At 57.9% G+C, this 18,441-nt stretch carries 13 protein-coding genes and 5 tRNA genes; 13 read left to right on the plus strand and 5 right to left on the minus strand.

The window, feature by feature from the left end; translation table 11 throughout:
* Positions 1-164 precede the first annotated feature (164 nt).
* Together pbpG and folD are read right to left on the minus strand one after the other, a co-directional pair.
* Positions 165-1,103, minus strand: a complete 939-nt coding sequence (gene pbpG / locus KGB27_RS26820; RefSeq protein ID WP_223556972.1) for a D-alanyl-D-alanine endopeptidase — start codon at positions 1,101-1,103, stop codon at positions 165-167.
* Between the two features lie 238 nt (positions 1,104-1,341).
* The gene (gene folD / locus KGB27_RS26825; protein ID WP_008034109.1) at positions 1,342-2,196 is read right to left on the minus strand and encodes a bifunctional methylenetetrahydrofolate dehydrogenase/methenyltetrahydrofolate cyclohydrolase FolD; all 855 of its coding nucleotides are present in this window, start codon (positions 2,194-2,196) and stop codon (positions 1,342-1,344) included.
* Positions 2,197-2,471: 275 nt separating this feature from the next.
* On the opposite strand from folD, the gene KGB27_RS26830 reads away from it, so the two are divergent.
* The 12 genes from KGB27_RS26830 to KGB27_RS26885 all read left to right on the plus strand — a co-directional run bounded on the left by KGB27_RS26830 (position 2,472) and on the right by KGB27_RS26885 (position 12,934).
* Positions 2,472-2,548: transfer RNA gene (locus KGB27_RS26830), tRNA-Arg, on the plus strand.
* A 32-nt stretch (positions 2,549-2,580) separates the two neighbouring features.
* Positions 2,581-2,656, plus strand: a tRNA-His gene (locus tag KGB27_RS26835).
* Between the two features lie 54 nt (positions 2,657-2,710).
* Positions 2,711-2,795 (plus strand) — tRNA-Leu (locus tag KGB27_RS26840).
* 77 nt (positions 2,796-2,872) lie between these two features.
* Positions 2,873-2,948, plus strand: a tRNA-His gene (locus KGB27_RS26845).
* A 402-nt stretch (positions 2,949-3,350) separates the two neighbouring features.
* Positions 3,351-4,661, plus strand: a complete 1,311-nt coding sequence (gene tig, locus KGB27_RS26850; protein ID WP_032832734.1) for a trigger factor — start codon at positions 3,351-3,353, stop codon at positions 4,659-4,661.
* Positions 4,662-4,754: 93 nt separating this feature from the next.
* Positions 4,755-5,390 (plus strand): ATP-dependent Clp endopeptidase proteolytic subunit ClpP, encoded by a 636-nt coding sequence (gene clpP, locus KGB27_RS26855; RefSeq protein WP_008034105.1) that lies wholly within the window; start codon positions 4,755-4,757, stop codon positions 5,388-5,390.
* A gap of 112 nt (positions 5,391-5,502) precedes the next feature.
* The gene (clpX, locus tag KGB27_RS26860; protein WP_007946893.1) at positions 5,503-6,786 is read left to right on the plus strand and encodes an ATP-dependent Clp protease ATP-binding subunit ClpX; all 1,284 of its coding nucleotides are present in this window, start codon (positions 5,503-5,505) and stop codon (positions 6,784-6,786) included.
* A 162-nt stretch (positions 6,787-6,948) separates the two neighbouring features.
* Positions 6,949-9,345, plus strand: a complete 2,397-nt coding sequence (lon, locus tag KGB27_RS26865; RefSeq protein ID WP_008034103.1) for an endopeptidase La — start codon at positions 6,949-6,951, stop codon at positions 9,343-9,345.
* 147 nt (positions 9,346-9,492) lie between these two features.
* Complete coding sequence (locus KGB27_RS26870) at positions 9,493-9,765, plus strand: HU family DNA-binding protein (protein ID WP_002552737.1); 273 nt, start codon at positions 9,493-9,495, stop codon at positions 9,763-9,765.
* A 53-nt stretch (positions 9,766-9,818) separates the two neighbouring features.
* Positions 9,819-9,896 (plus strand) — tRNA-Leu (locus tag KGB27_RS26875).
* Between the two features lie 102 nt (positions 9,897-9,998).
* The gene (locus tag KGB27_RS26880) at positions 9,999-11,870 is read left to right on the plus strand and encodes a SurA N-terminal domain-containing protein (RefSeq protein WP_207285964.1); all 1,872 of its coding nucleotides are present in this window, start codon (positions 9,999-10,001) and stop codon (positions 11,868-11,870) included.
* 230 nt (positions 11,871-12,100) lie between these two features.
* Positions 12,101-12,934, plus strand: a complete 834-nt coding sequence (locus KGB27_RS26885) for a DUF2242 domain-containing protein (RefSeq protein WP_008042653.1) — start codon at positions 12,101-12,103, stop codon at positions 12,932-12,934.
* A gap of 349 nt (positions 12,935-13,283) precedes the next feature.
* Here the strand turns inward: KGB27_RS26885 and KGB27_RS26890 are convergent, their stop codons facing one another.
* Together KGB27_RS26890 and KGB27_RS26895 are read right to left on the minus strand one after the other, a co-directional pair.
* A complete protein-coding gene (locus tag KGB27_RS26890) occupies positions 13,284-14,324 on the minus strand; it encodes an AraC family transcriptional regulator (protein ID WP_207285966.1) in 1,041 nt (346 codons plus the stop codon).
* Positions 14,325-14,327: 3 nt separating this feature from the next.
* On the minus strand, positions 14,328-15,458 hold the full coding sequence (locus tag KGB27_RS26895; RefSeq protein WP_008042649.1) for a carbon-nitrogen hydrolase family protein: 1,131 nt from the start codon (positions 15,456-15,458) through the stop codon (positions 14,328-14,330).
* A 264-nt stretch (positions 15,459-15,722) separates the two neighbouring features.
* On the opposite strand from KGB27_RS26895, the gene KGB27_RS26900 reads away from it, so the two are divergent.
* Positions 15,723-16,730 (plus strand): Ldh family oxidoreductase, encoded by a 1,008-nt coding sequence (locus KGB27_RS26900; protein ID WP_008024639.1) that lies wholly within the window; start codon positions 15,723-15,725, stop codon positions 16,728-16,730.
* A gap of 39 nt (positions 16,731-16,769) precedes the next feature.
* Here the strand turns inward: KGB27_RS26900 and KGB27_RS26905 are convergent, their stop codons facing one another.
* The gene (locus KGB27_RS26905) at positions 16,770-18,350 is read right to left on the minus strand and encodes an aldehyde dehydrogenase (NADP(+)) (RefSeq protein ID WP_223556974.1); all 1,581 of its coding nucleotides are present in this window, start codon (positions 18,348-18,350) and stop codon (positions 16,770-16,772) included.
* Between the last annotated feature and the right edge of the window lie 91 nt (positions 18,351-18,441).

Here is an 18,441-nt window from a genome sequence, read left to right on the forward strand (position 1 = left end):
GCGGCGGGCCCACGGAGCAGGACCGGAGCGAGGGCATGCCGAGCATTAGCGAGGCACCGAACGAAAGGGGCAAGAGCCCTTGGTTACTTGGGGCTTTTCCAAGTGACTCGCCGTAAGGGCGAAACCATAAGCCGCCGTTACCGAAGAAACGGATATATCCCCAACTACTTCGAAGCCTCAACCACACCACTCTGACGGTGCTTGAGGTTCTTCTCCGACTTGTACTGCAAGGCCTCAGACGGAACATTGGCGCCCCTGCCGGTCTCGACCCAGTTGCGAATACGACTGGCATCGGCGAAGTGCGTGTACTTGCCGTACGCATCGAGAATCACCAGCGCCACCGGACGATTACCCATGCTGGTCACCAGCACCAGGCAGTGACCCGCTTCGTTGGTGAAACCGGTTTTGGTCAACTTGATGTCCCAGTTCGGCTTGCCGACCAGATGGTCGGTGTTGCGGAAACCCAGGCTGTAATTGGGCTTGCGAAACGAGACGGTTTTTTCCTTGGTGGTGCTCAACTCGGTCAATAACGGGTACTTGTGCGCCGCGATCAGCAATTTGCTCAGGTCGCGTGCGGTAGAAACGTTACGAGGGGAGAGGCCAGTCGGTTCGACGAAGTGGGTGCTGGTCATGCCCAGCGCCTTGGCCTTGGCGTTCATCGCGGCAATGAATGCGACATAGCCGCCCGGATAGTGGTGGGCCAGGCTCGCGGCTGCGCGGTTTTCCGAGGACATCAGCGCGATCAGCAGCATTTCCCTGCGCGGCAATTCGCTTTTGAGTTTCACCCGGGAATACACGCCTTTCATTTCTGGCGTATCGCTGATGTTGATATTGATGTACTCGTCCATGTTCTGCCTGGCTTCGACCACGACAAGACCAGTCATCAATTTGCTGACGGAGGCGATAGGGACAACCACATCGGGGTTGCTGGCATAGATGACTTTGTTGGTCTGCATATCCAGCAGCAAAGAGCTGCCGGAAGCCAGCTTGAGTTGTTTCGTATCTCGAGGTGCCGCGGTGGTTTCAGCAGCATTGACCGCTGGCGTGATGAACGTCCCTGTAAATACAAAAAATAGGCTCAGGATGGAAAGACGGATTTTCACGCTGGCAGACTCATAAGGTGTGGATTAGCCGTTTTGTAACGGGCTGTTTCTTTAAAAACGACGCATTTTAGGAGTATGGCTGAAGAACTGTCGATGGTTGTTCAATCGACAAGTCAAAGTCCTTGAAAAGCCCTACAAAACAGCAGGTTTCCGGCGAGTGGTAGTGTCATTCCACGGGCAAAAAGAACCCCGCCATTGGCAGGGTTCTTTTGTTCGTTGCCTGGATCGAGGCGTGAACTCAGCTGTGCAGCGTTTCCGCTGCGTACAGCGTGTTTTCCAGCAGGCAGGCGCGGGTCATCGGGCCGACGCCGCCCGGTACTGGAGTGATCCAGCCAGCGCGGGGCAGGGCGGTTTCATAGATCACGTCGCCGACCAGTTTGCCGTCTTCCTGACGGTTGATGCCGACGTCGATCACGATCGCGCCTTCCTTGATCCATTCACCCTTGACCAGGCCCGGCTTGCCGGCGGCGACCACCACCAGATCGGCACGACCGACGTGGCCTGCCAGATCCTTGGTGAAGCGGTGGGTGACGGTCACGGTGCAACCGGCCAGCAGCAATTCCATCGCCATCGGTCGCCCGACAATGTTGGAAGCACCGACGACCACTGCGTCCATCCCGTAAAGATCGGCCCCGGTGCTTTCCAGCAGGGTCATGATCCCTTTGGGCGTGCAAGGGCGCAGCAGCGGAATGCGCTGGGCCAGACGACCGACGTTATAAGGATGGAAGCCGTCGACGTCTTTGTCCGGACGAATGCGTTCCAGCAATTTGGACGCGTCCAGGTGTTCAGGCAACGGAAGCTGAAGCAGAACGCCGTCGATTGCCGGGTCGTCGTTCAGGCGATCGATCAGGGCGGTCAGCGCTTCTTGAGTGGTTTCGGAAGGCAGGTCGTAGGCTTGGGAAATGAAGCCGACCTCTTCACAGTCTTTACGCTTGTGCGAGACATAAACCTGAGAGGCAGGATCGCTGCCGACCAGGATCACCGCTAGACCGGGAGTGCGCAGGCCTTGCTGGCGACGCTCGGTAACGCGTTTGGCGATCTGCTGGCGCAGGCTGGCGGCGATCGATTTGCCGTCGATTAGTTGTGCAGTCATTGCGCGTGATTAACCATCGAGAGGGGAAAAAAAGAGAACGCATTCTCGCATGTCATGAGGTGAGGGCAAAGGCGCTTGGTCTGCAAATTCCTCTAACCCCTTTAATTAAATGAATTTTTTTTAAAAAGGATTTGACGCCCTACGGGGGGCTCTATACTATTCGTCGCACTTGTCGGGCACAGCCTAGCACTGGTTAAGAAGGTCGAGTGGAATTACGATTCTGCAAGGCTGGAAAGCACTTAGTTTGTAGTCCTTCAAGGGTACAGATTAACAAGGCGCCCGTAGCTCAGCTGGATAGAGCATCCGCCTTCTAAGCGGATGGTCGCAGGTTCGAGTCCTGCCGGGTGCGCCATTAGGCAGCTTTGGCACAAGTAGCGCGATATGGTGGGCGTAGCTCAGTTGGTAGAGCACGGGATTGTGACTCCCGTTGTCGTGGGTTCGATCCCCATCGTCCACCCCATATTTCGAAAGGCGCCAGATTAACAGTCTGGCGCCTTTGCTTTAACGGCTACATGCGGATGTGGTGGAATTGGTAGACACACTGGATTTAGGTTCCAGCGCCGCGAGGCGTAAGAGTTCGAGTCTCTTCATCCGCACCAAATAAAGCTTCATTCAGGCCGCTGGCTTGGTTGGGGCTCAACGAAGAAGTTGTTTGGCTTCTTTGTTACGCAATATGGTGGGCGTAGCTCAGTTGGTAGAGCACGGGATTGTGACTCCCGTTGTCGTGGGTTCGATCCCCATCGTCCACCCCATATTCCGAAAGGCGCCAGATTTAACAGTCTGGCGCCTTTTTTGTTTTAGTGGTTTGAGTGTTTCGCGACCGCAGGTTCTGGGTCGCAGGCGCAGGGCGTTTCGTCGTATTTTTGTTTCTCGATGATGCCGTGCTGCTCGCCGGTCTTGCTCGCGAGATCGGCTGTCAGGGAGATGCCTGGCAATCGCTTCTATATATAGAAGGGTTGGCGCAGAGCCCTGGCATGATTGGCTGTATTTGCCACCGGGGCGAGATGCATTCATGCATTCGCACCTATAAATTGCCTGCTGCGTTGTTACCCGTTTTCAGTAGGGTGACTTCTTGAGTTTGACCTACTAGAATGCATGCCCTTGATTCTGGGGTCGGAAACGGCCGGCCAACGTCTGTGCAACGAGGAATATCCATGCAAGTTTCTGTTGAAAATACTTCTGCTCTTGAGCGCCGCATGAGCATCACCGTGCCGGCTGAGCGCATCGAGACTCAGGTCAACAAGCGTCTGCAGCAGACCGCCCAAAAGGCCAAGATCGCTGGTTTCCGTCCAGGCAAAGTGCCGATGAGCGAAATCAAGCGCCGTTTTGGTGCTGATGCACGTCAGGAAGCTGTCGGCGACGTCATCCAGTCCTCTTTCTACGAAGCCGTAGTTGAGCAAAAGCTGAACCCGGCTGGCGCTCCTTCGATCGAGCCGAAATCCCTGGAAGCTGGCAAAGACCTGGAATACGTCGCGATTTTCGAAGTGTTCCCTGAGTTCACCGTTGCCGGTTTCGAAGGCATCACCGTTGAGCGCCTGAGCGCTGACGTGGCTGACGCCGATCTGGACAAAATGCTGGACGTGCTGCGCAAGCAGAACACCCGTTTCGAAGTGGCCGATCGCGCCGCTCAGAACGACGACCAACTGAACATCGATTTCGTCGGCAAGGTTGACGGTGAAGTGTTCGCTGGCGGTTCCGCCAAAGGCACTCAGCTGGTTCTGGGTTCCGGCCGCATGATCCCGGGTTTCGAAGACGGTCTGGTTGGCGCTAAAGCCGGCGAAGAGCGCGTTCTGAACCTGACCTTCCCAGCTGACTATCAGAACCTGGACCTGGCGGGCAAAACCGCTGAGTTCACCGTGACTGTGAACACTGTTTCCGAGCCAAAACTGCCTGAGCTGAACGAAGAGTTCTTCGCTCAATTCGGCATCAAGGAAACCGGTCTGGAAGGCTTCCGCGCCGAAGTTCGCAAGAACATGGAGCGTGAGCTGCGTCAGGCAATCAAATCCAAGGTCAAGAATCAGGTAATGGACGGTCTGCTGGCCACCAACCCGATCGAAGTGCCAAAGGCTCTGCTGTCCAACGAAGTTGACCGTCTGCGCGTGCAGGCTGTTCAGCAGTTCGGCGGCAACATCAAGCCTGATCAACTGCCGGCCGAGCTGTTCGAAGAGCAAGCCAAGCGTCGCGTTGTTCTGGGTCTGATCGTGGCTGAAGTGGTCAAGCAATTCGACCTCAAGCCTGACGAAGCCCGCGTTCGCGAAATGATCCAGGAAATGGCTTCGGCCTATCAAGAGCCTGAGCAGGTTGTGTCCTGGTACTACAAGAACGAGCAGCAACTGAACGAAGTCCGTTCGGTTGTGCTGGAAGAGCAAGTTGTGGATACTGTTCTGCAGAAAGCTAGCGTGACCGACAAATCGGTCTCTTACGAAGAAGCGGTCAAGCCGGTAGAAGCTCCACAAGCCGACTGATCTTTTCTGCGGTAAGAAGCACACACCATAAGCCAGCCTTCGTGCTGGCTTATGCGTATTCAAGACATAACTATTTGGGAGTGACTGCAGAGCATGTTCCGTAATTCGTATATTCAGCAGAACTCTGATATCCAGGCCGCAGGCGGCCTGGTCCCGATGGTTGTCGAGCAGTCTGCTCGTGGCGAGCGCGCCTACGACATTTACTCGCGTCTTCTAAAGGAGCGGGTGATCTTTCTGGTGGGTCCGGTAGAGGACTACATGGCCAACCTGATTTGTGCGCAGCTGCTGTTCCTTGAAGCGGAAAACCCGGACAAGGACATCCATCTCTATATCAACTCCCCGGGCGGTTCGGTGACGGCGGGCATGTCGATCTACGACACCATGCAGTTCATCAAGCCTAACGTGTCGACCACCTGTATCGGTCAGGCCTGCAGCATGGGCGCATTCCTGCTGACCGCCGGTGCTCCTGGCAAGCGTTACTGCCTGCCGAACTCACGCGTGATGATTCACCAGCCACTGGGCGGTTTCCAGGGGCAGGCTTCGGATATCGAAATCCATGCCAAGGAAATCCTCTTCATTCGTGAGCGTCTCAACACGCTGATGGCCAAGCACAGCGGGCGCACGCTTGAAGAGATCGAGCGCGATACCAACCGCGACAATTTCATGAGTGCAGAAGCCGCGCGTGAATACGGGTTGATCGATGAAGTGATCACCCAGCGCCCCGCTTAATATAAGCAGCTCAAAATAAGGCGGGTCGGCTGGTCCGATCACCAGCGGGCTTGAAAAAGCCCGCAATAGCCTTCATCTTGTGTTGCAAGCCTATCGGATTTGGATCGAACGAATGACTGACACCCGCAACGGCGAGGACAACGGCAAGCTGCTCTATTGCTCCTTCTGTGGCAAAAGCCAGCATGAAGTGCGCAAATTGATTGCCGGCCCCTCGGTCTTTATCTGCGACGAGTGCGTCGACCTGTGCAATGACATCATCCGAGAGGAGGTGCAGGAAGCCCAGGCGGAAAGCAGCGCGCATAAATTGCCTTCGCCTAAAGAAATCAGCGGCATCCTTGATCAGTACGTGATTGGTCAGGAGCGTGCAAAAAAGGTTCTGGCTGTAGCGGTGTACAACCACTACAAACGCCTGAACCAGCGTGACAAAAAGAATGACGACGTCGAACTCGGCAAGAGCAACATCTTGCTGATCGGCCCGACAGGCTCGGGTAAAACCCTGCTTGCCGAAACACTGGCCCGCTTGTTGAACGTTCCGTTCACCATCGCCGACGCAACCACCCTCACCGAGGCGGGTTATGTGGGTGAAGATGTCGAGAACATCATTCAGAAGCTGTTGCAGAAGTGCGATTACGACGTAGAAAAAGCCCAGATGGGCATTGTCTACATCGATGAGATCGACAAGATCTCGCGCAAGTCTGACAACCCGTCGATCACCCGGGACGTTTCCGGTGAAGGCGTGCAGCAGGCCCTGCTCAAGCTGATCGAAGGTACGGTCGCTTCCGTTCCGCCTCAAGGTGGTCGCAAGCATCCGCAGCAGGAATTCCTTCAGGTTGACACCCGTAACATCCTGTTCATCTGCGGCGGCGCATTCTCTGGTCTGGAAAAGGTTATTCAAAACCGTTCCACCAAGGGCGGCATCGGTTTCAACGCAGAAGTGCGCAGCAAGGAAGAAGGCAAGAAAGTCGGTGAATCCCTGCGTGAAGTCGAGCCTGACGATCTGGTCAAGTTCGGTCTGATCCCGGAATTCGTCGGTCGTCTGCCGGTTCTTGCCACGCTGGACGAGCTTGATGAAGCTGCATTGATGCAGATCCTCACCGAGCCGAAAAATGCTCTGACCAAACAGTATGCCAAGCTGTTCGAGATGGAAGGCGTGGACCTGGAATTCCGGGCCGACGCACTCAAATCGGTCGCCAAACGTGCCCTGGAACGCAAGACCGGTGCCCGTGGACTGCGCTCGATTCTCGAAGGTGTATTGCTCGACACTATGTATGAAATCCCCTCGCAGTCCGAGGTGAGTAAAGTAGTGATCGATGAAAGCGTTATAGAAGGCAAGTCCAAGCCACTGTATATCTACGAAAACAGTGAGCCGGCTGCCAAGGCCGCGCCAGACGCTTAAGCGTCACGCAGCTGGAATAAAGAAGGGGCCTTCGGGCCCCTTTTCTTTTAAAGCATTTTTAACGTCCTCTTTGCGCTTGTTTTTTTTCAAGGCAGCCCCCATCTTGGTTTCAAGCTTACTTCCATCTGTTTACGGCCTTATGGCCGCCGTAGAGGCGAAATCATGAAGACAACCATCGAATTGCCTCTCCTGCCATTGCGTGATGTCGTGGTTTATCCGCACATGGTTATCCCGCTGTTCGTGGGGCGCGAGAAATCCATCGAAGCCCTCGAGGCAGCGATGACGGGCGACAAGCAGATCCTTCTGCTGGCCCAGAGAAACCCTGCTGACGACGATCCCGGTGAAGAAGCACTTTATCGCGTAGGTACGATCGCTACCGTTCTGCAGTTGCTCAAGTTGCCTGACGGCACGGTCAAGGTTCTGGTCGAAGGTGAGCAGCGCGGCGCCGTGGAGCGCTTCAGCGAAGTGGACGGCCACTGCCGTGCCGAAGTCTCCTTGATCGATGAAGTCGATGCGCCTGAGCGCGAGTCGGAAGTGTTTGTCCGCAGCCTGCTGGCTCAGTTCGAACAATATGTGCAGCTGGGCAAGAAAGTCCCCGCTGAAGTCCTGTCGTCGCTCAACAGCATCGACGAGCCAGGCCGCCTGGTCGACACCATGGCCGCGCACATGGCCCTGAAGATCGAGCAGAAGCAGGAAATTCTCGAAATCATCGATTTGTCGGCCCGGGTCGAGCACGTCCTGGCGTTGCTGGATGCCGAGATCGATCTGCTGCAAGTCGAAAAACGCATTCGCGGTCGCGTCAAAAAACAAATGGAGCGCAGCCAGCGCGAGTACTACCTGAATGAGCAGATGAAGGCCATTCAGAAAGAACTCGGCGACAGCGATGAAGGCCACAACGAAATCGAAGAGCTGAAAAAACGCATCGATGCCGCCGGCCTGCCGAAAGACGCCTTGGCCAAGGCCCAGGCCGAACTGAACAAGCTGAAACAAATGTCGCCAATGTCCGCGGAAGCGACCGTGGTGCGTTCGTACATCGACTGGCTGGTTCAGGTGCCGTGGAAGGCTCAGAGCAAAGTGCGTCTGGACCTGGCGCGTGCAGAAGACATCCTCGACGCCGACCACTACGGTCTGGAAGAAGTCAAAGAACGCATCCTCGAATACCTCGCCGTGCAAAAGCGCGTGAAGAAGATTCGTGGCCCGGTGTTGTGCCTGGTCGGTCCTCCTGGTGTGGGTAAAACCTCGCTGGCGGAGTCGATTGCTCACGCCACCAACCGTAAATTCGTGCGCATGGCTCTCGGTGGTGTGCGCGATGAAGCGGAAATTCGTGGTCATCGCCGGACGTATATCGGTTCGATGCCAGGTAGATTGATTCAAAAGATGACAAAAGTGGGCGTCCGCAACCCGCTGTTCCTGCTCGATGAAATCGACAAAATGGGCAGCGACATGCGTGGCGATCCAGCGTCGGCGTTGCTGGAAGTGCTCGATCCGGAGCAGAACCACAACTTCAACGATCACTATCTGGAAGTCGATTACGACCTGTCCGATGTGATGTTCCTGTGCACCTCGAACTCGATGAATATTCCACCGGCGCTGCTCGACCGGATGGAAGTGATTCGTCTGCCGGGTTACACCGAAGACGAGAAAATCAACATCGCCGTCAAATACCTTTCGCCGAAGCAGATCACGGCCAACGGTTTGAAGAAAGGCGAGCTGGAATTCGACGCCGAAGCGATCCGCGACATCATCCGCTACTACACCCGCGAAGCCGGTGTACGTGGTCTGGAGCGCCAGATTGCCAAGGTTTGCCGCAAGGCGGTCAAAGAGCATGCACTGGAAAAACGCTTCTCGGTGAAGGTCACTGCCGACATGCTGGAGCACTTCCTGGGCGTGCGTAAATTCCGCTACGGTCTGGCTGAATCGCAGGATCAGATCGGTCAGGTGACCGGCCTGGCATGGACTCAGGTGGGCGGCGAATTGCTGACCATCGAAGCCGCTGTCGTACCGGGCAAAGGCCAGTTGATCAAGACCGGTTCGCTGGGTGACGTGATGGTCGAATCGATCACCGCTGCCTTGACCGTTGTCCGCAGCCGCGCGAAGAGCCTGGGCATTCCCCTGGACTTCCACGAGAAGCGTGACACGCACATCCATATGCCGGAAGGGGCGACCCCGAAGGACGGCCCTAGCGCCGGTGTAGGCATGTGCACGGCCCTGGTGTCGGCGTTGACCGGGATCCCGGTGCGCGCTGACGTGGCCATGACGGGTGAAATCACCTTGCGCGGTCAAGTGCTGGCGATTGGCGGTCTGAAAGAAAAACTGCTTGCTGCCCACCGTGGCGGGATCAAGACGGTGATCATTCCTGAAGAGAACGTACGCGATCTGAAGGAAATTCCTGACAATATCAAGCAAGATCTGCAGATTAAACCGGTTAAATGGATTGACGAGGTCCTGCAAATTGCGCTGCAATACGCGCCGGAGCCCTTGCCCGATGTAGCTCCGGAGATAGTTGCAAAGGATGAAAAACGCGAGTCTGACTCTAAGGAAAGAATTAGCACGCATTAGTACGCATTTGCCTGGAGGGCTTGTTGACAGCTTTTTAGAGCCCTTGTTATAAAGCGGCTCTTAAGTGTCTGTAGGCCATTCAGCACTCGTTTTTGCTTTCACCAAAAAACTTAGAATCATACTCAAATAGATATAAGGGGACTTAGAGTGAACAAGTCGGAACTGATTGATGCTATCGCTGCATCCGCTGATATCCCGAAAGCTGCTGCTGGCCGTGCGCTGGACGCTGTAATCGAATCCGTCACTGGCGCTCTCAAGGCTGGCGACTCTGTTGTTCTGGTTGGTTTCGGTACTTTCTCCGTGACTGATCGTCCAGCTCGCATTGGTCGTAACCCACAGACCGGTAAGACACTGGAAATCGCAGCAGCCAAAAAACCAGGTTTCAAAGCCGGTAAAGCACTGAAAGAAGCTGTCAACTAAGTTCGATTCAGGTTTTTGCCTATCCGGGTCGGGGTCATGCCTGACCTGGCAGCGGAGCGGTAGTCCAGTCGGCAAGTTGCCGGTCCGAGACACCGAGGGTCGCAAGTTCGAACCCTTGGTCCGCTCCGCCAGTTACGAGAAGGCGCATCCTCGGATGCGCCTTTCTTCTATCCGGATTCTACCCACGCTCCACGGTTGCCTAATTTTGAAGTTCAACCGTTTCTGGGGGACGCATGCTGCAGAATATCAGGGACAATTCACAAGGCTGGATTGCCAAGACCATTATCGGGGTCATCGTTGCACTGATGGCTTTGACCGGTTTCGACGCCATTTTTCAGGCCACCACCCATCGTAACGATGCGGCCAAGGTCAACGGCGAAGAAATCAGCCAGAACGAGCTGAGCCAGGCGGTCGATATGCAACGCCGTCAACTCATGCAACAGCTGGGCAAGGATTTCGATGCTTCCTTGCTCGACGAAAAAATGCTGCGCGAATCGGCCCTCAAAGGCTTGATCGACCGCAAGCTGCTGCTGCAAGGCGCAGAAAACTCGAAATTCGCTTTTTCCGAAGCGGCTTTGGACCAAGTGATCCTGCAAACCCCTGAGTTCCAGGTGGACGGCAAGTTCAGCTCCGAGCGTTTCGATCAGGTTATTCGTCAGCTCGGCTACAGCCGCATGCAATTCCGCCAGATGCTGGCTCAGGAAATGCTGATCGGCCAACTGCGCGCTGGCCTGGCTGGCAGCGGTTTCGTTACCGACGCACAGGTGCTGGCTTTCGCCCGTCTGGAAAAACAGACCCGCGATTTCGCTACCCTGAACGTCAAGGCTGACCCGGCGGCTGTGAAGCTGACCGACGATGAGGTCAAGGCCTACTACGACGAACACGCCAAGGAATTCATGACGCCGGATCAGGTGATCATCGATTACCTCGAGTTGAAGAAGTCTTCCTTCTTTGATCAGGTCGCGGTGAAAGACGAAGACCTGCAAGCGGCGTATCAGAAAGAAATCGCCAACCTGTCCGAGCAACGTCGGGCGGCGCACATTTTGATCGAAGTGAACGACAAGGTGACCGAGGCGCAAGCCAAGGCCAAGATCGAAGAAGTTCAGGCCCGTCTGGCCAAAGGCGAGAAGTTCGAGGCCCTGGCCAAGGAATTCTCCCAGGATCCAGGTTCGGCGAACAACGGTGGTGACCTCGGTTACGCAGGCCCTGGCGTCTACGATCCAGCGTTCGAAACCGCGCTGTATGCGTTGGCCAAGGACCAGGTTTCGGCCCCGGTTCGTACTGATTTCGGCTTCCACCTGATCAAGCTGTTGGGTGTCGAGGCGCCGGAAGTTCCGACCTTCGCCAGCCTGAAAGACAAGCTGACCCGCGAGCTGAAAACCCAGCAGGTCGAGCAGCGTTTCGTCGAGGCGACCAAGCAACTGGAAGACTCGTCGTTCGAATCTTCCGATCTGGCCCAGCCGGCACAGGACCTGAAACTGACCGTTCACACCTCCAAGCCGTTCGGCCGGGAAGGTGGCGACGGCGTTGCAGCCAACCGTGCGGTGATCGCTGCCGCGTTCAGTCCTGAAGTGCTGGATGAGGGTGCCAACAGCACCGCCATCGAACTCGATCCGGAAACCGTGATCGTGTTGCGTGCCAAGGAACACCTGAAGCCTGCGCAACTGCCGCTGGAAAGCGTGTCTGCCGCCATCCGTGGGCAATTGGCCAAGGAGCACGCCAGTGCTGCCGCCAAGACCAAGGCTGATGAGCTGATTGCCGGCCTGCGTGAAGGCAAGACACCGCTGGACAAGGCGATTGACGGTCAGAGCTGGAAAGTCACCGCTGCGGCGAATCGCGCTCAGGAAGGGATCGACCCGACTGTGCTGCAAGCGTTGTTCCGCATGCCGAAGCCCGTTGCCAAAGACAAGCCGACCTTCAGCAGCGTGACCCTGGCCGATGGTAGCCTGGTGATCGTGCGTCTGAACGGCGTCAACGAAGCCGCTGCGCCGACCGACGAAGAGAAGGCTCAATACCGTCGCTTCCTCGCCTCGCGTATTGGCCAGCAAGACTTTGCGGCCTACCGCAAGCAGTTGGAAGCCGAAGCGGACATCAAGCGTTTCTGATGCCTGACTGAGTTTCCCGCGACACAAAAACCCCGGCCAAACCGCCGGGGTTTTTTGTGGGCGCAGAAAAAGCGGGCAGGGACTGTCCGTCGGCTGAGGTTTTTCCGGGCGACTTTTTCCTGTAAATGGCAGTCATTACACTTGTAACTGTTTCAAGACACTAATCGATGCGACGCTAAGCATCGATCTGTTGCACAATACGCCCCGGACCGTTTTTCTCAGGATGTTCAATGTTTAAATCATTTCCCGTGCGGGTTGTCGGGCTGGCGTTGGTGCTGGCCGTCGCGGCCGGTTGCTCTTCGAAAAAAGCCCCGATCTATGAGCATGAGAACTTCGACGACTCCGGAACCTTTTCGCGCAATTACCCGGTCACCGATGCGCAATCCTGCGAAGCCGCCCGTCGCGCGTTGCTCAGCCAGGGTTACATCATCACCAGCAACGACCCGAAGCTGATCAGTGGTCACAAGAGCTTCCAGCAGACTGGCGAGACCCACATGGAGATCAGCTTCAGTGTGGTCTGTGCCGATGATGGCAGCGAAGGCCATCACGCGACCATGTTCGCCAACGCCTTGCAGGACCGCTATGCGCTGAAGAAGACCAACAACTCCGCGAGCCTCGGTGTCGGTGTGTTGGGTTCGGTATCGATGCCGATCGGCTCGTCCGACGACTCGATGGTCAAGGTCGCCAGCGAAACCGTCTCGTCGGCTAAGTTCTACGAGCGTTTCTTCGCCCTGGTCGAATTGTTCCTGCCGCCGGAAGCGAAAAAAGCCGCGCACATCGTCGAAAAGCCGAAAACCGATCTGGGCGTGCCTGAAGCCAAGGCCGCTCCGGCGCCTGAGCCGGCCTCTGCCGCCCAATCAGCTCCAGCTCCAGCTCCAGCAGCCGAGCCTGCGCCAGCCCCTGCTGCAGAACCGGTTGCACCGTCACCTGAGCCCGCACCGGTCGCACCGGTCGAGAACGCTGAATCGGCGGCACCGTCGACGGAAAATGTCACGCCACCGGCGCAATCGAATTTGCCTCCTCCGAGCGAACCGATTCCTGCCATGCCTGTGACCAGCCAATAATCGGTGACTGACGTTCCGGGATCGGCTCGCAGCCTGTCGATCCCGGAATCGTGTTCAAGTTTGATCCGCGTCAACCCAGGCCACATTCCGATGGCCTGCATCGAAAAATCCTGTGATAAATTCCTGACCACCTGCTACGTTTTATTCAGTAGCGACGGAGCGTCGTGCCTGCGTCATTTTTCTTTCACGCGGGCACTTTATGCTCAAGGTGCAGGTCATTTGTTCAAGCGTTTTTTCAATGAGCGATGGGGGATTCAAAATGGACGATTATCAAGAAGAGCTGCTCGAGTTCCAGGCCTTTGAACTGGACCCGCTGGAACCGGCCGAAGACGCTACCGAGCTGTAAGCGTCAGGCCGACTGGCGGTGACTGCGGCGAAACTCGCCGGGTGTCTGACCGCTCCAGCGTTTGAAAGCACGTTGAAACGCTTCGGCTGAGGCAAAGCCCAGCAGGTAGGCGATTTCACCGAACGCCAGTTCGGTGTCACGAATGTAGGTCATGGCCAGGTCGCGACGAGTGTCGTTGAGAATTGCACGAAACTGCGTGCCTTCCTCGGTGAGTTTGCGGCGCAAGGTCCAGGTAGGCAGCTTCAGGCGTGCCGCCACTTCTTCCAGGTCGGGTTCCCGGCCACCATTGAGCAACGGCCCCAGTAACTGAGTGATGCGTTCACGCAGGCTGCGGGTGCGTGTCAGTTGTTCCAGTTCCCGTTCACACAATTGCAGCAGGTGTCGCCACGTACTCGGGCAGTGCAGCGGGTTGCGCTGAGCGAGGCTGGCCAGACTCAGGCGCAGTTGGTTCTGTTCGGCGCCAAACTGGATCGGGCAATCCCCCAGCACCGCATAAGCGTCCCGGTAATCCGGCTCGTCGAACTCGATCTCGATGCGCTCAGCGCTCAAGGGAACAGGGCTGACGCTGGACAATTGTTGCAACCAGCCGGCGATGATCGAATCCACCACGAAGCGGTTATAGGCGTTGTAAGGGCTGATGGAATAGAACCGCAGCCACGCGCCTTGGGCATCTTCGTGGAAACTCGATTGACCGCGATAGTTGGAGCCGTACAAGGCTTCGAAGCGAATCAGGCAACGTGCCGCTTCGCGTACTGTCGGTGCCTGCGCGGCGGTAACCCCGGCGAGGCCGGCCTGGCTCAGGCGGCTGAGCTGGCCCATGCGTAAACCCAGTGCCGGGTCGGCGGTCAGTTGGATGGCACCGTGGCCCAGGCGCATGTAGCGCGGGATCGACAGCCGGGCGCAGGCTTCGCCAAGCCGGGCGGGGTCCAGGCCATACTGGTCGAGCAGGGGCTGAGGATCGATGCCGTGACTGCGCACCGCGTCGGCCAGGCTGTGAACAAAGCCCACCGACAGATCGCCCAGACGCATCGGCAACGGTTTCATGGTTTACAACCAAAGGTTCAGCAAACGCGCGCCACGGAAGTTTCCACCGGCGAAATGCTGCCCGTTGCTGCTGAGAAAACTTTGCCCGGCGCTGCCTTGATCCCAGAACTGCCCACGCAGGAACACGCTCATGCCGGCGATGGCTTGGCTGGCGGGCGGCTGAGCGGTCAGCGTCAGGCGATGCCAGGCTTGACCCTCGCTCAGTTCGCCAGCCTTGAGGCTGACGGAATCGGGCGTCGATAAACCCTTGTAGCCGCGCCATGGCTTGTCCCAGGCGCCGCGACCGATGACGAACGCCGGGACCGCGACCAGCTGCGCGCCCTGATCGTCGAGTTGACGGTAGTTGTCCGGGTACCAGCTGTCGCTGCCGATCAACACGCCCAGGCGTCCGGCCGGGGTGTCGACGACGTTGAGCGTGTGTTCGCCATTGGCCTGGATCACATCGCTTTCATCGACGATCGGGTGCATCTGGCGCTGTGGCTGGCCAATCGGCAGCCCGTCGCGGCCGAACACCACGCTGCTGTTGTACAGCGCACCGCGACCGATTTTCAGCGTGCCGTCGATGATGCTCGGCTCGGGCAGTACGATGGAGCCCGCCACGAGCGTCACGTGAAATTCCTTTGCCAGCCCACCAAACAGGGCCTGGTAATCCTTGGCCATGCTCTTGGCTTTCATGCGCAGATGCGCATCGTCGAGGCGGTTGTCACCCTTGGCGCCGATCAGCGCGCGGATGAACTTCAGCGGGTTGCTCACCGCCAGCCAGTTCATGGCTTCCTTGAGCGTGGTGGCTTGATACAACTCGTCTTTCTCGCCGCTGACCATCAGCCAGGTGCCGACATGTTCGGGCAGCACCACGATGGTTTTTTCATTCAGCAGCCCCTGTTCCTGGGCTTTCTGCAAATAGGCCGCGAGTTTGCGGTGCAAGCGTTCGGTGCTTTGGTAGTCGGTGGGAAACAGTTCGGGCTGGATGCCCAGCAGGTTGCCACGATCGGCAGGCGTTCCCTGATCGATGGCGAGATCGATGCGCAAGTCCGACAGGTAATGACCCGCCGGACGATCCGCGGCCCACATGGCGTAGGTCGTCAGGGCGGCAATCAATGCCATGGAGAAAGTCAGGTACAGAAGTTTGCGCATGGGAAAACAGTTAGTGGCCGTGTGCAGGGTTCATGATTGGCGTTCAGGATGGGGGACGAGGCTACGGTAAAACAACGCGTTGAGGGGCGGTTTTTTTGATTTTTTTGCGGTTTTGCAGCGAATGATGGTCGACGATGCCGAACCAATGCCAAGACGCATCGCAATGATCCATATGTGCCGAATTCGTCATGGCGTCGGCCTAAAGCGATCAAGCCGTGACGGTTGGAACGGGTCAGGCTGGACGGTCTGTTCAAGGAGGTGATTATGATCCGTCTGTCCCTGGCCGAAGCTCGCGAGCTGGCCGAATCGATCTTGCTGCACAACGGTTTCAACCTTGCCCACGCTCAGGCGGTGACAGCCACAGTGATTGCCGGCGAGCGCGATGGCTGCGCCTCCCATGGTTTGTATCGGATCCTGGGCTGCGTCAACTCACTCAGGGCAGGCAAAGTGGCGGCCGATGCCGAGCCGCAGGTCATCGATCAAGCGCCTTCGATCGTGCGCGTGGACGCGGCGGGTGGTTTTTCACAATTGGCGTTCCAGGCGGGGCTGCCGTTGTTGGCGCAGAAAGCCCGGGCAAACGGTATCGCTGCGCTGGCAATCAATCGCTGCGTGCATTTCTCTGCGCTGTGGGTTGAGATCGAGCAACTGACGGCGGCCGGTCTCGTGGCATTGGCCTGCAATCCCAGTCATGCCTGGGTGGCGCCAGCGGGCGGGAGCCAGCCAGTGTTTGGCACCAATCCCATTGCGTTCGGCTGGCCACGCTCGGGCAAGGATCCGTTTGTGTTCGACTTCGCCACCAGCGCGATTGCCCGTGGTGATATCGAGTTGCACCGGCGCGCCGGCAAAGCGCTTCCCGAGGGCTGGGGTGTGGACGCGCAGGGGCAGCCAAGCACCGATGCCAACGTGGTGCTCGATGCGGGTGCGATGCTGACGTTCGGTGGGCACAAAGGCTCGGCGCTGGCGGCCATGGTGGAGCTGATCGCCGGGCCGTTGATCGGCGACCTGACCAGCGCAGAGTCACTGGCTTACGACGCCGGCAGCAAGTCGTCGCCGTACCACGGCGAGTTGATCATTGCCCTTGATCCACGACGCTTTCTCGGTGAAGCCACCGAACAGCATCTGGCCCGTGCCGAGGTCTTGTTCGAGAGTATTGAAGGGCAGGGCGCACGGTTGCCCTCGCAACGGCGCTATGAGGCGCGAGCGCGTAGCCTGGTGGAGGGCGTCGAGATTCCCGAGGCGTTGTACAACGATCTGAAAGCGCTGCTGGGATGAGTGAGAGCGTGCGCCACCGGTAAACCGGTGGCGCTTTTTTTACAGGGGCGTGCGTTGACTGCTGCCATCGACCAGGCGAGCGATGCCCAGCGGGTTGGCATTTTTCAGCGGGTCGGGCAGAAGCGCGTCGGGACAATTCTGGTAGCACACCGGGCGCAGGAAACGCTCGATGGCCAGGCTGCCGACCGAGGTGCCGCGCGCATCTGAAGTGGCCGGATAAGGCCCGCCATGCACCATCGCATCGCAGACTTCGACGCCGGTCGGGTAACCGTTGAACAACACCCGGCCGACTTTTTGCTCCAGCAGCGGTAACAGCTCAGGGTGATTTTGCAGGTCGCCGGCTTCAGCAATCAGCGTGGCCGTGAGTTGCCCGTGCAAGTGCTGAAGTGCCCGTTGCAGTTCGGCTTTGTCGGCCACTTCCACCAACACTGTCGCCGGACCGAACACTTCTTCTTGCAACAGCGGGTCGCCATTGAGCAACAGACTCACGTCAGCCTTGAACAGTTGCGGCTGCGCCTGTGTGCCCTGTTGATCGCGACCGGCCAGGTGAGTGATGTTCGGGTGCGCGTGCAACGCCTGCACACCGTTGGCGTAGCTGTCGAGCGTGCCGAAGTTGAGCATGGTCTGCCCCGGTTGCCCGGCCATCACGGCGCTCAGCGATTGGGTGAAGGCGCTGAACGCTGGCGAGCGAATACCGATCACCAGTCCCGGGTTTGTGCAGAACTGGCCACAGCCGAGCACCACGGAGGCGGCGAGTTCGCTGGCAATTTTCTCGCCCCGCAGTTGCAGTGCTTCGGGCAATACCAGCACTGGATTGATGCTGCTCATTTCGGCGAACACGGGAATCGGCTGCGCTCGTGCCGCGGCCATGTCGCACAGCGCGCGGCCACCCTTGAGTGACCCCGTGAAACCGACAGCCTGAATCGCCGGATGTTTGACCAGGGTTTCGCCCACGCCAGCACCGTAGATCATGTTGAACACACCCTTGGGCATGTCAGTCTGCTCGGCGGCACGGATGATCGCGTCGGCCACGAGTTCGGCAGTCGCCATATGCCCGCTGTGGGCCTTGAACACCACCGGACAACCGGCGGCCAGGGCGGCAGCGGTATCGCCACCGGCGGTTGAGAATGCCAGGGGGAAATTGCTCGCACCGAACACCGCGACCGGGCCGACGCCGATCCGGTATTGGCGCAAATCAGCTCGTGGTAGTGGCTGACGCTCGGGCAGGGCCCGGTCGATGCGTGCCGCATAAAAATCGCCACGGCGCAGGACTTGCGCAAACAGGCGCATCTGGCTGCTGGTGCGCATGCGCTCACCCAGAATGCGTCCGTTCGGCAGCGCCGTCTCGCGGGTTACCAGAGCGATGAAATCATCGTCCAGTGCCTCCAGTTGCGTGGCGATGGCTTCGAGAAACTCAGCGCGGCGGCTAGCCGACAAGGTGCGAAAGGTCGGGTAGGCGGCTGCGGCGGCCTGGGCGGCGGCGTCGACTTCTTCGTTGGTGGCCTGCATGAACGCGTAGGGCAGCGCTTCACCGGTAGTGGCGTCGTGGCTGCGCACGGTGATCTTGCCGGCGGCACTGCGCGCACCGCCGATGTAGTTGTGGCCGATGATCTCGGGCATGGAAAGCTCCGTTTGGTATGTAGAGGATCTGTAGGAGCCGGCTTGCTGGCGATGGCGGTGTGTCAGACGGCATCAATGCTGATTGATACAC

This window comes from Pseudomonas sp. BF-R-01, from assembly GCF_019946615.1.
Classification (GTDB): domain Bacteria; phylum Pseudomonadota; class Gammaproteobacteria; order Pseudomonadales; family Pseudomonadaceae; genus Aquipseudomonas; species Aquipseudomonas migulae.